This is a genomic window from uncultured Caulobacter sp., assembly GCF_937900395.1.
Classification (GTDB): domain Bacteria; phylum Pseudomonadota; class Alphaproteobacteria; order Caulobacterales; family Caulobacteraceae; genus Caulobacter.
Genome location: NZ_CALCDX010000026.1, coordinates 1 through 13,923, shown reverse-complemented (window position 1 = coordinate 13,923; position 13,923 = coordinate 1). Strand labels below are relative to the sequence as shown.

Below are 13,923 nucleotides of genomic sequence, written 5' to 3'. Positions count from 1 at the left end.
TCATCTCGAACGACAGCTCGATCGATCCCGTCGGCGCCTGCGTCGGCATGCGCGGCTCGCGCGTGCAGGCGGTCGTGGCCGAGCTGCAGGGCGAGAAGATCGACATCATCCAGTGGTCGGAAGACGAAGCCACCTTCATCGTCAACGCCCTGGCTCCCGCCGAAGTCTCCAAGGTCGTCATGGACGAGGAAGACGAGCGCGTCGAAGTGGTGGTGCCGGACGAGCAGCTGTCGCTGGCCATCGGCCGCCGCGGCCAGAACGTCCGCCTCGCCTCGCAGCTGACCGGCTGGCAGATCGACATCATGACCGAAAGCCAGGAGAGCGAGCGCCGTCAGCGCGAGTTCACCGAGCGCACGGCCCTGTTCCAGGAAGCCCTGGACGTCGACGAGGTCATCGCCCAGCTGCTGGTCACCGAAGGCTTCGCCGCGGTGGAAGACGTCGCCTATGTCGAGCCGCACGAGATCGCCGCGATCGAAGGCTTCGACGAAGAGACCGCCGAGGAACTGCAGGCCCGCGCCCGCGAATTCCTGGAGAAGGAAGCCGCCGAGCTGGACGCCAAGCGCAAGGCCCTGGGCGTTCAGGACGAGGTCCTGGCCATCGAGGGCGTGACCCTGGCCATGGCCGTCGCCCTTGGCGAAGGCGATGTGAAGACGGTCGAGGATCTCGCCGGCCTGGTGCCGGACGACATGCGCGGTTGGTTCGAGACCAAGAACGGCGAGCGCGTGCGCGAGCCGGGCATCCTCGAAAGCTTCAACCTGTCGCCGGAAGACGCCGAAGCCCTGATCATGCGCGCTCGCGTCGCCATGGGCTGGGTCGAGGCCCCGCCGGAGCCGGAATACGAAGAAGCCGAAGGCGAATTCGAAAGCGAGGGTGAAGCCGTCGCCGAGGAAGCCGTCTCGGAAGAAGAGGCCTAAGGCCCTTCGAAGTTTGAAACGACGGCCTCGTGGAGCGATCCGCGAGGCCGTTCGCTGTTCAGGATCATGACAGACCAAACCGCCAAGACCCACGCCGAAGCCAGCCGCCAGCGCAAGGACATCGTCCTGGGCGGGGCGACCGACGAGGCGCGTCTGATCCGCTTCGTGGCCGGGCCGGACGGGGCGGTGGTCCCGGACCTGGCCCGCAAGCTGCCGGGCCGGGGGATCTGGGTCGGCGCCGACCGCCAGTCCGTGACGACGGCCGCCAAGAAGGGCCTGTTCTCGCGCGCGGCCAAGGCCAAGCTGACCGCCGCGCCGGATCTTGCCGATCAGGTCGAGGCCTTGCTGGCGCGTCGCGTTCTGGACGGCCTGGGCCTTGCGCGGAAGGCCGGCGGCATTATCTCGGGATACGAGAAGGTGGTCGCCGCCCTGGCTACGGGCAAGGTCGCCTGGCTGATCGAGGCGTCGGACGGCGCCGAGGACGGTCGCCGCAAGATTCTAGCCGCCGCTCGCAGGGCCGCCGTAGCGCCCCGTTTGCTGGGCGCGTTCAATTCAGACGAATTGGGTTTGGCCTTGGGCGGGGAGAATGTGATACACACCGCTCTCCTTGCCGGGCGCGGCATCGATCGCTGGACACAGGATGTCGAGCGTTTGTCAGGCTTCCGCCCGCTTTCGCCGCCCGAATGGTCGGTGAACGGACGCGGGGAAAGCGAGAGGTCTTCCGCCTTCGGCGATCAAGAAGACCTCTAGGCAAAAGGGCGAGCCTGTTCGCCTTGATCGGCGCGCCGATCAAGTCAGGCTCTAGAGCTTTTGCATCTCACCGGAGCCCTCCGGTGGAATGGAAAAGCTCTAGAATCTTTGAAGTCGGGCGCGGCTATTCGGGTCGCGCTCGTGAGTGAAGGGTCGGGAAACGCGCCTCCTTTTTGGGGGTACGTCCAGGCCCCTTTCTCACATGGAAACATCGGTTTTTTAGCCAGGTACCGCCTGGCGGAAGTACAAGCGAGCGCATGAGCGACGAGAACGAAAACGGCCGACCCGGCGGACGAGCCCCGATCACGCTGAAGCCCCGTCAGGGCTCGGTGAGCGCCGGGGTCGTGAAGCAGAGCTTCAGCCACGGCCGGACCAAGACGGTGGTGGTGGAAACCAAGCGGACGCGGCCTCACGCGCCCGCGGGCGGCAATCTCGCCGCGCCGTCTTCGGCGGAACGTCGTCACACGACCGACGCGCCAGCGCCGCGTTCGGCTCCGTCGCAAGGCGGTGGCGGTTCGACCGGCGGCCTGTCGCAGGAAGAACTGCGCGCCCGTCAGCGCGCGATCGAGAGCGCCCAGGCCCGCGCCGCTGAGCAGGCCGCCGCCGAGGCTCGCGCCCGTCAGGCTCAGGAAGCCGCCCAACGCGAAGCCGCCGCCAAGGCCGCCGCCGAACGCGCGGCCCAGGAAGCGGCCCGCGCCGCCTCCGCGCCCGCGCCGGCTCAGCCCGCCGCGCCGCCTCCGGTCGCTCAGGCTCCTGTGGCTCCGGCCCCCGCGGCTCCGGCGCCCCAGGCTCCGGTCAGCGCCGCTCCGGCCGCGCCGCGCGCCGAGGCGCCGCGCCAGGACGCCCCGCGTCCGGCTCAAGGCCAGACCCGCACCTACGAGCCCAGCCGCGACCGCCGCGACGATCGTCCGACCACGACGACCTATCGTCCGGCCCCGCAAGGCGACCGCCCGTTCAACCAGCGCGCCCCGCGTCCCGACGCCGGCGCCAACTTCGGTCAGCGCGCGCCGCGTCCGGAAGGCGACCGCCCGCGCGGTCCGCGTCCCGACGGTGATCGTCCGCAAGGCGATCGCGGCGGCTATCGCGGCGACCGTCCGCAAGGTGATCGTCCGCAGGGCGACCGCCCGCAGCAGACCGTCCGCTACTCGGCGCTCGCGCCGCGTCCGGCGCCGGGCGCTCGCGGTCCCGGCGGCCCGCCGCGCGGTCCGCGCCCCGGCGTTCCGGCCTCGGCTCCGGCTACCCCGGAAATCCAGCGCGCCACCCGCTCGGCCCCGCGTCCCGGCGGCAGCGTCATGGATCGCCGTCCCGACGAGGACGACGATCGTCGCAAGAGCGCCGTGCCGAACAAGGCCGTCTCGCGCGTCAAGGGCGCTCCGCAGCGCCGCGAAGGTCGCCTGACCATCCAGGCCGTCGCCGGCGACGGGGATTCCGCCGACCGCATGCGTTCGCTCGCCTCGGTTCGCCGGGCCCGGGAGCGCGAAAAGGAAAAGCGCCGCGGCGGCGTGACCGAACAGGCCCGCGTTTCGCGCGAGGTCGTGATTCCGGACGTCATCACCGTGCAGGAGCTGTCCAACCGGATGGCCGTGCGCGGCGTCGACATCATCAAGTTCCTGATGCGTCAGGGCGTGATGCTGAAGATCAACGACGTCATCGACAACGACACCGCCGAACTGGTGGCCACTGAATTCGGCCACACCGTCAAGCGCGTGTCGGAAGCCGACGTCGAAGAAGGCTTCATCGGCGCGGACGATCACGACGATCACATGGAAGCGCGTCCTCCGGTCGTCACGATCATGGGCCACGTCGACCACGGCAAGACCAGCTTGCTCGACGCCCTGCGCTCCACCGACGTGGCGGCGGGCGAAGCCGGCGGCATCACCCAGCACATCGGCGCCTATCAGGTTCGCCTGAAGGACGGCCAGCGCGTGACGTTCCTCGACACGCCCGGCCACGCCGCCTTCTCGCAGATGCGCGCGCGCGGCGCCAACATCACCGACATCGTCGTGCTGGTGGTGGCCGGCGACGACGGCGTGATGCCCCAGACGATCGAGGCGATCAAACACGCCAAGGCCGCCGAGGTGCCGATCATCGTCGCCGTCAACAAGATGGATAAGCCCGGCGCCGACGCCACCCGCGTCGTCAACGAGCTGCTCCAGCACGAGATCGTCGTCGAAAGCCTGGGTGGCGACACCCAGCTGATCGAGGTCTCGGCCAAGGCCCGCACGGGCCTGGACAACCTGCTGGAAGCCATCCTGCTGCAGGCCGAAGTGCTGGATCTGAAGGCCAACCCCGACCGCAGCGCCGACGGCGTCGTGATCGAGGCCAAGCTGGACAAGGGCCGCGGCGCGGTCTCGACCGTCCTGGTCAATCGCGGCACGCTGAAGCGCGGCGACATCGTCGTGGCCGGCAGCCAGTGGGGCAAGGTCCGCGCGCTGCTCAACGAGCGCAACGAACAGCTCCAGGAAGCGGGTCCCGCCACCCCGGTCGAGATCCTCGGCCTGGACGGCGTGCCCTCGCCGGGCGACGCGTTCGCCGTGGTCGAGAACGAGGCCCGCGCCCGCGAGCTGACCGAGTACCGCATCCGCCTGAAGCGCGAGAAGTCGCTGGCCCCAGTGGGCGCCGGCGCTTCGATGGCCGACATGATGGCCAAGCTGCAGGACAAGAAGCTGAAAGAGCTGCCGCTGGTCATCAAGGCCGACGTGCAGGGTTCGGCCGAGGCGATCATCGGTTCGCTGGACAAGATGGCCACCGACGAGGTCCGCGCGCGGATCATCCTGTCGGGCGCCGGCGCGATCAGCGAAAGCGACGTCATGCTGGCCAAGGGCGCCGGCGCGCCGATCATCGGCTTCAACGTCCGGGCCTCGGCCCAGGCGCGAGCCCTGGCCGAGCGCGAAGGGGTCGAGATCCGCTACTACGCGATCATCTACGACCTGCTGGACGACATCAAAGGCGTGCTCTCGGGCATGCTGGCCCCGATCCAGCGCGAAACCTTCCTTGGCAACGCCGAGGTCCTGCAGGCCTTCGACATCAGCAAGGTCGGCAAAGTCGCCGGCTGTAAGGTCACCGAAGGCGTGGTCCGCAAGGGCGCCAAGGTTCGGATCATCCGTCAGGATATCGTGGTCTTGGAACTGGGCACCCTGCAGACGCTCAAGCGCTTCAAGGACGAGGTCAACGAAGTCCCCGTCGGCCAGGAATGCGGCATGATGTTCGCCGGCTTCCAGGACATCAAGGTCGGCGACGTGATCGAGTGCTTCACCGTCGAAGAGATCAAGCGCCAGCTCGACTAGGGCTGATCGCGAGATTGGAAATGCTGAGGGGCGCGGATCGCAGGTCCGCGCCCTTTATCTTGGCCCCAGGTGGACCTTGCCGGTGGAATATGCCAGCATATCTCCTGGTAACGGAGGCCGTTGTGACCAGCATCACTGTCGGAACCTGGGGAAAGAGTCTGGCCGTTCGCGTGCCGCAGGAGATCGCCCGCGCCACCGGTCTCGTCGAGGGCGAGCAGATAGATATCGAAATTCATGACGGCGATATCGTGCTCCGTCGATCAAGCGCTCAGGCCGAAGCTCGGCATCGGGCGAAAGCGGCTTTGGAGCGCATGGTCGAGCTCTCGAACGCCGTGTCGCTTGAAGGCCTGTCCATTCGCGACCTCATCGACGAAGGCCGGCGTTGAAAATCGTTTTAGACGCCTCGCTGGCCATCGCCGCGTTTACGCGGGAGGAGCGCACCGAGGCGGCGCAGGCGATCATGCGGGAGATCGCGCTTCACGGAGCCATGGCTCCGTCTCTCTGGCGGCTTGAAGTCGCGAACGTTTTGCGCACGCTCGTCATCCGAGGCCGCGCCTCGGCTGAATTCGCCGACGAGGTGCTTCGGACATTGAGCGCCTTCTCCATCGCGATCGATCCGGAGACGGATCAGCGCGCCTGGAGGGAGACTCTCGTTCTTTCGAGGGACTTGGGCCTTACCTCATATGACGCCGCCTATCTGGAACTGGCCATTCGGCGCGAGGCTAAGCTGGCGACACTGGACAAACCCCTGGCCGCCGCCGCTCTTCGGTGCGGTGTGGAAGTCTGGCCTAGCTGACGCCCAGACTGGAAATCGCCCCAATCCGGCGCTACGCCTTTCACCATGCGTATCAAGGCTCTCCTCGCTCTGACCGCCGTCGCCGCCTCGCTGACCGCCTGCGCGACCGCGGACCGCTATGACGCCGCCGGCGATGTCCATGACCTGCTCGTGGCGATCCGCGACAACGACCGGGCGCGGTTCGACGCCCATGTCGACCGCCGGGCGCTGAAGGGTCAGATCGAGGCGCGATTGATGGACGAGGCCCGCCGGCGCGGTGGGTCCAGCGACGCCGTCGCGGCCCTGACCGCCCTGGCGGCGGGGCCGATCGCCGACGTGGCTGGCGAGGCCCTGATCCGGCCCGAGACTTTCCACGCGGCGGCCACCTATTACGGCTACACGCCTGACCGCCCGATCCCGGGGCGCGTCGCGATCGCCAGCACGCTTCGGCCCCTGGGCGATGGCCGGGTGTGCGCGGCGAAGAAGGACGGCCCTTGCCTGCTGACCTTCACGCGCGAGGGTGCGACCTGGCGCCTGACGAGCTTCGATCCGCAGGCGGCGAACCTGCATCTCCGCCGATGATCAAGCTGGGCTGGGCGGTCGCCGCCGTTGCGATCCTGTCGGCGTCCGCCGCGCGGGCCGAGACGCGGATGTTCTCGTACGACCCGATCTCGCCAGACGCCAAGCGGCTGACCGGCGCGGGCGTGACCATCCTGTTCAACCAAGGCCTTCTGGGCGGCGGCAAGCCGATCAAGGTGCTGGCCACCGGCGTGCCGGCCGAGGCGCGGCTGACGGACGGCCGCCAGAAGGACCTTGGGCCGGGCGGTCTCGGGGCCATTGACGGGGTCGACACCGACGCCATGCTCTACGAGGTCGACGCCAGCGCGGCCCAGGGCAAGATCTATGTCCGCGCCTTTTGTCCGGGCTCCACACGGCTTTGGCTGTCGTTCAGCACCATCGTTATCCGGCGCGACCTGCGCATCCAGGCGTTCGGCGACGATCCGAAGGCGCAGGGGCGCGCCCGTCTGTGCGGGACCCTGGATTTCTCGTATCGGGGCGAGTGGCGGCTGCCTAAGGGGCGCGCGCCAAACCCGATGGAAGACTGGACCGACAATCCTCAGCATCCCGACACGTCGAACTGATCTGGCCGGCTGGCCTAGGGCAGAAGGCCGCGCACAACGAGAAAGATCGCAAGGACCATCATCGGGGCCGACCAGACCTCCAGCGGCAACGACATCAAGCGATTGGGTGGCCGATAGGTGAGGCGCGACTTCCAGAGGCGCGGCGCCGGGACCTTGATCGGACGACGATTAACCCGGCTACCGACGATCCAGTTGACTGTGGCCGCGATCGCCGCGCCGATACCCCAGAGCCATGGTGCGTGTTCGAAAATCTGCTCGCCAAACGCGACGGTAAGCCCTGCGCCGAAGAGGCCAAACACGCCGATAAGGGTCAGCAGGCCGAGATAGCCACGTCCCGTCCACCAGAACACCATCGGCGCCTCCTCTTGGTTGAGCTTGCTGGATAGGCTGCGCCGCAGTTCTCGTGCAAGCTCGCCCTACTGCATGGGAGGGCGACAGGATGCCGGACGATCCGCTGGCGGGGTTCGAGCGCTTCGACTTCGACGACGGCCGCTGGACGCGCGAGGTCTATCGCATCGGCGCGGGGCGGGCCGTGATCGTCATCCACGAGGCTCCCGGCCTGCATCCTGGCGTCCTGGCTTTCGCGCGGGATCTGGCCGACGCCGGCATGACCGCCTTCTGTCCCAGCCTGTTCGGCAAGCCGGGCAAGACCGTGACCCAAGGCTACGCGGCCTCTGAGATCCTCAAGGCCATGTGCGTGCGCCGCGAGTTCAGCGTCTGGAGGGGCGGCCGGTCCAGCCCGATCGTCGACTGGCTGCGGGCCCTGGCGCGCGAGGTCCACGCCGAGTGCGGCGGCAAGGGCGTCGGCGCGGTGGGCATGTGCTTCACCGGCGGCTTCGCCCTGGCGATGATGACCGAGCCGGTCGTCGTGGCGCCGGTCATGTCCCAGCCGTCCCTGCCGTTCGGCGAGCGCGGCGGTCTTGACTGTTCGGCTGGCGAACTGGCCTGCGCCAAGCGGCGGTTCAAGGACGAGGACCTGTCTCTGCTCGCCCTGCGCTTCAAGTCCGACAAGCTGGTGCCCGACGCCCGTATCGCGCGCCTGAATGCCGAGTTCGGCGACAAGGTCGAGGTCATCGAACTGGAGGACCACGACGCCGCGCCCGGCGTGCCGATGGCCCCGCATTCGGTCCTGACCCTGCACCTGCACCGCTCCATCCCCGACTGCGGCACGATGAAGGCGCGTGACCGGGTGATCGCGTTCTTTCGGGAGAGAACGGGAGCTTAATCCCCTCTCCCCTTGCGGGAGAGGGTGGCTCGCGAAGCGAGACGGGTGAGGGGTTGAAAGGCTTGTCCGACGAGCCTGCGCGACCCCTCATCCGGCCCTTCGGGCCACCTTCTCCCGCAGAGGGGAGAAGGATACCGTACTGGACTTCTCCCATTTCCAGGCCTAGACACCGCGCCTTCGATTTTCCCCGCGCACCGGCGTTCGATCCGCCGGCCGGGCCGCAAGGACTATCGCGCCATGAAGCGCCATGCCGACAACAAGAAGGGCGTCGCCACCGGCCCCTCGCAACGCCAGCTCCGCGCCGGCGAACTGATCCGCCACGCCCTGGTCGAGATCCTCCGCGAGGAGGAGCTGCAGGACGAAGCGCTGCACAACATCTCGGTCACCGTCTCCGAAGTGCGGATGAGTCCGGACCTCAAGCACGCCGTCTGCTTCGTCGAGCCGCTGGGCGCGGGCCTGACCGGCGAGGACACGACCGAGGTGATCAAGGGCCTGAACCGGGTTTCCAAGTTCCTGCGCGGGCGCCTGGGACGGAACATCGACATGAAGTTCACGCCAGACCTGAAGTTCATCCACGACGAGAGCTTCGGCACGGCCGCCTACATGGACAAGCTGTTCCTGGATCCGCGCGTCCAGCAGGACACCCGGACCCTGTCCGACGTGCTCGGCGAAGACGACGAGGACTAAGGCATGGCCCGCCGCAAGAAGGGCGAGGCCGTTTCGGGCTGGATCTGCCTGGACAAGCCCTACGACCTGACCTCGACCACGGCGGTGAGCCGCGTGCGCCGCGCGTTCAACGCCCAGAAGGGTGGGCACGCCGGCACGCTAGACCCCCTGGCCACCGGCATCCTGCCCATCGCCCTCGGCGAGGCGACCAAGACCGTCCCGTTCCTGATGGACGCCGACAAGGCCTATCGCTTCACGATCGCCTGGGGCCGCGACACCACGACCCTGGACCGCGAAGGCGAGACCACGGCCAGCTCCGACGTCCGTCCGACGCGGGAGCAGGTCGAGGCGGCGCTACCCGCCTTCATCGGCGAGGTCGACCAGGTCCCGCCGAACTTCTCGGCCATCAAGGTCGACGGCGAGCGCGCCTATGACCTGGCCCGCGATGGGGTCGAGTTCGAGCTGCCGACCCGCAAGGTGACGATCTTCGACCTCAAGGTCGTGGGCCAGCCGGACGTCGACCACATCACCCTGGAGATGGAATGCGGCAAGGGCACCTATGTCCGCGCCGTGGTCCGCGACCTCGCCAAGGCGCTCGGCGCGTGCGGTCACGTGGCCGACCTGCGCCGCACCCGGGTGGGCGGCTTCTCGGAGGCCGGGGCGATATCGCTGGAAACTCTCGAGAATTTGAGCTATGAGGCGCGGCTGTCGGAGGCATTGCTTCCGGTCGAGACCGCGCTGGACGACATCCCGGCGTTGGCCGTGACCGATGAAGACGCCTTCCGGCTTGCACAGGGACGCGCCATCGTCCTGCTCCCAAGGCAGGTTGAAACGCTGAAAGCCGAGCTTCCGCCCGGCGATCGCACCGTTTCCGCCATGTCCGGCGACAGGTTGGTGGCCCTGTGCGAGATGCGCGCCGGGCGGCTCAATCCGGTGCGGGTCTTCCAACTCACCTGAGCGGAGACTTACCGATGTCGATCACTATCGAGCGCAAGGCCGCTCTCATCGCCGAACACGCCCGCGGCGCGGGTGACACCGGCAGCGCTGAAGTCCAGGTCGCGATCCTCTCGGAACGCATCTCGAATCTGACCGAGCACTTCAAGACGCACAAGAAGGACAACCACAGCCGTCGTGGCCTGCTGAAGCTGGTTTCCCAGCGTCGCCGGCTCCTCGACCACCTGAAGAAGTCCGACGCCGGTCGCTATCAGTCCCTGATCGAAAAGCTGGGTCTGCGTCGCTAAGGCATCCAGGTCCGCCGCCCCGCGAAAGCAGGGCGGCGGATCGCGTATTTGGAGCCCGGCGGCCGAGACAGGCCGTACGCCAGGCTCCCAAGGCGGCCCGCTCCAACTGGGTCTCCGTTTGTCCGAGGGTTCACGTCCTCAAACCCGCCTGTCACACTGGATGAGGATCATCGGGCCGGCTTCCGTTAGCCGTCCGCCCCTGTCCGCCCCCGACGGGAATCCGCCCGCGGGAACCGAAAGAAGAAAAATGTTCGATATCAAGCGCAAGACGATCGAGTGGGGCGGCAAGACGCTGGTCCTCGAAACCGGTCGCATCGCCCGTCAAGCCGACGGCGCCGTCCTGGCCACCATGGGCGAAACCGTCGTCCTGGCCACCGCCGTGTTCGCCAAGACCCAGAAGCCGGGCCAAGACTTCTTCCCGCTGACGGTCAACTATCAGGAAAAGACCTTCGCGGCCGGCAAGATCCCCGGCGGCTACTTCAAGCGCGAAGGCCGTCCGTCGGAAAAGGAGACCCTGGTCTCCCGCCTGATCGACCGTCCGATCCGCCCGCTGTTCGTCAAGGGCTTCAAGAACGAAGTCCAGGTCGTCGTCACCGTGCTGCAGCACGACCTCGAGAACGATCCCGACATCCTGGCCATGGTCGGCGCCTCGGCCGCCCTGTGCCTGTCGGGCGCCCCGTTCATGGGCCCGATCGGCGCCGCCCGCGTCGGCTGGATCAATGACCAGTACGTGCTGAACCCGACGCTCGACGAGCTGAAGGACAGCAAGATGGACCTCGTCGTGGCCGGCACGTCCGACGCCGTGATGATGGTCGAAAGCGAAATCCAGGAGCTCTCGGAAGAGATCGTGCTGGGCGGCGTCAACTTCGCCCACAAGGAAATGCAGCCGGTGATCGATGCGATCATCGAGCTGGCCGAGCACGCCGCCAAGGAGCCCTTCGCGTTCGAGCCGGAAGACACCGACGCGATCAAGGCCAAGATGAAGGACCTGGTCGGCGCGGACATCGCCGCGGCCTACAAGATCCAGAAGAAGCAAGACCGCTACGAAGCGGTCGGCGCGGCCAAGAAGAAGGCGGTCGAGGCCCTGGGCCTGTCGGAAGCCAACCCGACCGGCTACGACCCGCAAAAGCTGGCCGGCGTCTTCAAGGAACTGGAAGCCGACGTCGTGCGTCGCGGCATCCTCGACACCGGCCTGCGCATCGACGGCCGTGACGTGAAGACCGTGCGTCCGATCCTGGGCGAAGTCGGCATCCTGCCGCGCACCCACGGTTCGGCCCTGTTCACCCGCGGCGAGACCCAGGCGATCGTCGTGGCGACGCTGGGCACCGGCGACGACGAGCAGTTCATCGACGCCCTGGAAGGCACCTACAAGGAATCCTTCCTGCTGCACTACAACTTCCCGCCCTACTCGGTCGGTGAGACGGGCCGCATGGGCTCGCCGGGCCGTCGCGAGATCGGTCACGGCAAGCTGGCCTGGCGCGCCGTGCGTCCGGTCCTGCCGACCAAGGAAGAGTTCCCCTACACGATCCGCCTGGTCTCCGAGATCACCGAGTCGAACGGCTCGTCCTCGATGGCCACGGTCTGCGGTTCGTCGCTGGCCATGATGGACGCCGGCGTGCCGCTGAAGCGTCCGGTCTCGGGCATCGCCATGGGCCTGATCCTGGAAAAGGACGGCTTCGCGGTCCTGTCGGACATCCTGGGCGACGAGGACCACCTCGGCGACATGGACTTCAAGGTGGCCGGCACCAGCGAAGGCATCACCTCGCTGCAGATGGACATCAAGATCGCCGGCATCACGCCGAAGATCATGGAGCAGGCCCTGGCCCAGGCCAAGGAAGGCCGCGCGCACATCCTCGGCGAGATGAACAAGGCCATGGATGCGCCGCGTGACGACGTCGGCGACTTCGCCCCGAAGATCGAGACGATCAACATCCCGACCGACAAGATCCGTGAAGTGATCGGTTCGGGCGGCAAGGTGATCCGCGAGATCGTCGCCACCACCGGCGCCAAGGTCGACATCAACGACGACGGCGTGGTCAAGGTCTCGGCCTCGGACGGCGCCAAGATCAAGGCCGCGATCGACTGGATCAAGTCGATCACCGACGAAGCGGAAGTCGGCAAGATCTACGACGGCAAGGTCGTGAAGGTCGTCGATTTCGGCGCCTTCGTGAACTTCTTCGGAGCCAAGGACGGCCTCGTCCACGTCAGCCAGATCAGCAACGAACGCGTCGCCAAGCCGTCGGACGTGCTGAAGGAAGGCCAGATGGTCAAGGTGAAGCTCCTGGGCTTCGACGACCGCGGCAAGACCAAGCTGTCGATGAAGGTCGTCGACCAGGAAACCGGCGAAGACCTGTCGAAGAAGGAAGCTCCGGCCGCTGAAGAGGCGTAAGCCTTCAGAAGCGATCGGTCTTTCCGAAGCGAACACAGGCGGGCGGCTCCGAGAGGGGCCGCCCGTTTTGCGTTTGGGAGCGCGTGGCGGCGCTGGGCGTTGTCCCTGGCGAGCAAGGAGCGCCGCCATGGATGTCCGCCAGCAAGTCGACCGCGAGATCGACGCCGCGCCGGACAAGACCGTGGGCTTCCTGCTGCCCGAGGATGACTGGCAGGCTTTCCTGACCGCGACCGGTGGCGTGGCGGAGGGCGATCCGCCGCGGACAACCTATCGCGGTGTTCGGTTCACGCGCGCGCCGGTCACCGCCATCACGCACGAAGAAGGGTTCTAAGGGTCTTGGGCGGTATGCTGGCGCAGCCGCGAAGGCTGCTGGATTTTCGACGGATTGATGTCTCGCGCTTGCTCGAATGGGCCGCGCGCCTGGGGTACGCCGCGCGCGGTCTCGTCTATTGCGGCCTGGGCGCGATCGCCATTCTGGCGGCCATGGACCTGACGCCCCAGGCCCAGGGCGCGAAGGGCGTGCTGGAGACCTGGTCGCGATGGCCGCTCGGGACGGTGCTGATCGCCGCGGTGGGCTGCGGCCTGATGGGCTTCGCGGCCTGGCGCGCGATCCAGGCCGTGTTCGACGCCGACCGCCACGGGACCTCCCCCAAGGGCTGGGCCGTCCGCGCCGGCCAGGCGATCAGCGGCCTGGTGTATGGCGGCCTGGCGCTGTCGGCCTTCGAGCTGCTCGACGTCTTCGAGGACTTCGGCGAGGCCGACGAAACCGAGGACTTGCGCCAAACCACTGCCGCGGTGCTGGGCGCGCCCCACGGCGACTGGCTGCTGATCCTGGCGGGGCTGGTGGTGATCGGTTTCGGGGTCGGCAATGTCATCCAGGGGCTGATGCAGGACTTCGGCCATCGCCTCGCCTGCGACAAGAACCTGCGGCGGCGCGTCGAGCCCCTGGCCAAGGTCGGCTACGCCGCCCGGGGTCTCGCCACCTTGCCGGTCGGGGTCTTCCTCGTCCTGGCGGGTCTGCAGGCGAGGGCGGACGAGGCTCGTAGCTGGGGCCAGGCCCTGCAGACGATCGAGCAGCGGCCGTTTGGCGGGCTCGTGCTGGGCGCCTTGGCGGCGGGGCTCATCGCCTTCGGCCTGTTTGGCTTCGTCGAGGCGCGCTATCGCCGCATCTCGCCGCCCCGCGACCTCACGATTTGATATAGATCAAAATCCGAAACCATAGGTTTCGACCATTTCTATATCTGCGCCCGACGCTCAGCGGCATTCTCTCCTCATCGGAACAGCGGGACGGGCCAGACGGCCCGCCGGATGAGGGATCAGGACCATGAGCAGCGGCTTCTTCACCACCAACGACGGCGCGCAGATCTTCTTCAAGGACTGGGGTCCCAAGGACGCGCAGCCGGTTGTCTTCCACCACGGCTGGCCCCTGTCGTCGGACGACTGGGACGCCCAGATGATGTTCTTCCTGCTGAAAGGCTACCGCGTCATCGCCCATGACCGCCGCGGCCACGGCCGGTCCAGCCAGACCGACACC

The 13,923-nt window shown here is 67.6% G+C and carries 16 protein-coding genes; 15 read left to right on the top strand and 1 reads right to left on the bottom strand.

The window, feature by feature from the left end; all coding sequences use genetic code 11:
* The 7 genes from Q0379_RS02130 to Q0379_RS02100 form a co-directional block, all read left to right on the top strand.
* On the top strand, nt 1-914 hold a 914-nt coding region (locus Q0379_RS02130; RefSeq protein WP_299003796.1), incomplete at its 5' end, for a transcription termination/antitermination protein NusA.
* Between the two features lie 66 nt (nt 915-980).
* Nucleotides 981-1,664 carry an RNA-binding protein gene (locus Q0379_RS02125; protein WP_299003794.1) on the top strand — a complete coding sequence of 228 codons (684 nt, stop codon included), beginning with the start codon at nt 981-983 and terminating at the stop codon, nt 1,662-1,664.
* Nucleotides 1,665-1,921: 257 nt separating this feature from the next.
* Nucleotides 1,922-4,951: a translation initiation factor IF-2 gene (gene infB, locus Q0379_RS02120; protein WP_299003792.1), complete on the top strand. Its 3,030-nt coding sequence runs from the start codon at nt 1,922-1,924 to the stop codon at nt 4,949-4,951.
* Entirely contained in the window at nt 4,858-5,337 is a 480-nt protein-coding gene (locus tag Q0379_RS24110; RefSeq protein ID WP_366519287.1) for an AbrB/MazE/SpoVT family DNA-binding domain-containing protein, read from the top strand. Before infB ends, Q0379_RS24110 begins: the two co-directional genes overlap by 94 nt.
* The gene (locus Q0379_RS02110; protein WP_299003788.1) at nt 5,334-5,747 is read left to right on the top strand and encodes a type II toxin-antitoxin system VapC family toxin; all 414 of its coding nucleotides are present in this window, start codon (nt 5,334-5,336) and stop codon (nt 5,745-5,747) included. Before Q0379_RS24110 ends, Q0379_RS02110 begins: the two co-directional genes overlap by 4 nt.
* Nucleotides 5,748-5,792: 45 nt before the next feature.
* Nucleotides 5,793-6,308, top strand: a complete 516-nt coding sequence (locus Q0379_RS02105) for a DUF2939 domain-containing protein (RefSeq protein ID WP_299003786.1) — start codon at nt 5,793-5,795, stop codon at nt 6,306-6,308.
* On the top strand, nt 6,305-6,868 hold the full coding sequence (locus tag Q0379_RS02100) for a hypothetical protein (RefSeq protein WP_299003784.1): 564 nt from the start codon (nt 6,305-6,307) through the stop codon (nt 6,866-6,868). The genes Q0379_RS02105 and Q0379_RS02100 overlap by 4 nt, the downstream gene beginning before the upstream one ends.
* Before the next feature lie 14 nt (nt 6,869-6,882).
* Here the strand turns inward: Q0379_RS02100 and Q0379_RS02095 are convergent, their stop codons facing one another.
* Complete coding sequence (locus Q0379_RS02095; RefSeq protein WP_299003782.1) at nt 6,883-7,221, bottom strand: hypothetical protein; 339 nt, start codon at nt 7,219-7,221, stop codon at nt 6,883-6,885.
* A gap of 86 nt (nt 7,222-7,307) precedes the next feature.
* On the opposite strand from Q0379_RS02095, the gene Q0379_RS02090 reads away from it, so the two are divergent.
* The 8 genes from Q0379_RS02090 to Q0379_RS02055 all read left to right on the top strand — a co-directional run.
* The gene (locus Q0379_RS02090; RefSeq protein ID WP_299003780.1) at nt 7,308-8,093 is read left to right on the top strand and encodes a dienelactone hydrolase family protein; all 786 of its coding nucleotides are present in this window, start codon (nt 7,308-7,310) and stop codon (nt 8,091-8,093) included.
* Between the two features lie 237 nt (nt 8,094-8,330).
* Entirely contained in the window at nt 8,331-8,780 is a 450-nt protein-coding gene (rbfA, locus tag Q0379_RS02085) for a 30S ribosome-binding factor RbfA (protein ID WP_299003778.1), read from the top strand.
* Between the two features lie 3 nt (nt 8,781-8,783).
* Entirely contained in the window at nt 8,784-9,716 is a 933-nt protein-coding gene (gene truB, locus Q0379_RS02080) for a tRNA pseudouridine(55) synthase TruB (RefSeq protein WP_299003777.1), read from the top strand.
* A 14-nt stretch (nt 9,717-9,730) separates the two neighbouring features.
* Nucleotides 9,731-10,000 (top strand): 30S ribosomal protein S15, encoded by a 270-nt coding sequence (gene rpsO / locus Q0379_RS02075; protein ID WP_013077242.1) that lies wholly within the window; start codon nt 9,731-9,733, stop codon nt 9,998-10,000.
* Between the two features lie 247 nt (nt 10,001-10,247).
* Nucleotides 10,248-12,389 (top strand): polyribonucleotide nucleotidyltransferase, encoded by a 2,142-nt coding sequence (pnp, locus tag Q0379_RS02070; protein ID WP_299003768.1) that lies wholly within the window; start codon nt 10,248-10,250, stop codon nt 12,387-12,389.
* Nucleotides 12,390-12,516: 127 nt separating this feature from the next.
* Nucleotides 12,517-12,720, top strand: coding sequence for a hypothetical protein (locus Q0379_RS02065; RefSeq protein ID WP_299003766.1), 204 nt, complete (start codon nt 12,517-12,519; stop codon nt 12,718-12,720).
* A 14-nt stretch (nt 12,721-12,734) separates the two neighbouring features.
* On the top strand, nt 12,735-13,586 hold the full coding sequence (locus tag Q0379_RS02060; protein ID WP_299003764.1) for a DUF1206 domain-containing protein: 852 nt from the start codon (nt 12,735-12,737) through the stop codon (nt 13,584-13,586).
* A 127-nt stretch (nt 13,587-13,713) separates the two neighbouring features.
* Nucleotides 13,714-13,923 (top strand): alpha/beta hydrolase (locus Q0379_RS02055; protein ID WP_299003763.1); only part of this gene is annotated, 210 nt, incomplete at its 3' end.

Excerpts from the sequence above, each read along its gene's own strand:
- Q0379_RS02060 (WP_299003764.1), top strand. The coding sequence starts at position 12,735 with ATGCTGGCGCAGCCGCGAAGGCTGCTGGATTTTCGACGGATTGATGTC.
- Q0379_RS02100 (WP_299003784.1), top strand. The coding sequence starts at position 6,305 with ATGATCAAGCTGGGCTGGGCGGTCGCCGCCGTTGCGATCCTGTCGGCG.
- pnp (WP_299003768.1), top strand. The coding sequence starts at position 10,248 with ATGTTCGATATCAAGCGCAAGACGATCGAGTGGGGCGGCAAGACGCTG.
- Q0379_RS02090 (WP_299003780.1), top strand. The coding sequence starts at position 7,308 with ATGCCGGACGATCCGCTGGCGGGGTTCGAGCGCTTCGACTTCGACGAC.
- rbfA (WP_299003778.1), top strand. The coding sequence starts at position 8,331 with ATGAAGCGCCATGCCGACAACAAGAAGGGCGTCGCCACCGGCCCCTCG.
- Q0379_RS24110 (WP_366519287.1), top strand. The coding sequence starts at position 4,858 with ATGCGGCATGATGTTCGCCGGCTTCCAGGACATCAAGGTCGGCGACGT.
- Q0379_RS02125 (WP_299003794.1), top strand. The coding sequence starts at position 981 with ATGACAGACCAAACCGCCAAGACCCACGCCGAAGCCAGCCGCCAGCGC.
- infB (WP_299003792.1), top strand. The coding sequence starts at position 1,922 with ATGAGCGACGAGAACGAAAACGGCCGACCCGGCGGACGAGCCCCGATC.
- Q0379_RS02095 (WP_299003782.1), bottom strand. The coding sequence starts at position 7,221 with ATGGTGTTCTGGTGGACGGGACGTGGCTATCTCGGCCTGCTGACCCTT.
- rpsO (WP_013077242.1), top strand. The coding sequence starts at position 9,731 with ATGTCGATCACTATCGAGCGCAAGGCCGCTCTCATCGCCGAACACGCC.
- truB (WP_299003777.1), top strand. The coding sequence starts at position 8,784 with ATGGCCCGCCGCAAGAAGGGCGAGGCCGTTTCGGGCTGGATCTGCCTG.
- Q0379_RS02105 (WP_299003786.1), top strand. The coding sequence starts at position 5,793 with ATGCGTATCAAGGCTCTCCTCGCTCTGACCGCCGTCGCCGCCTCGCTG.
- Q0379_RS02065 (WP_299003766.1), top strand. The coding sequence starts at position 12,517 with ATGGATGTCCGCCAGCAAGTCGACCGCGAGATCGACGCCGCGCCGGAC.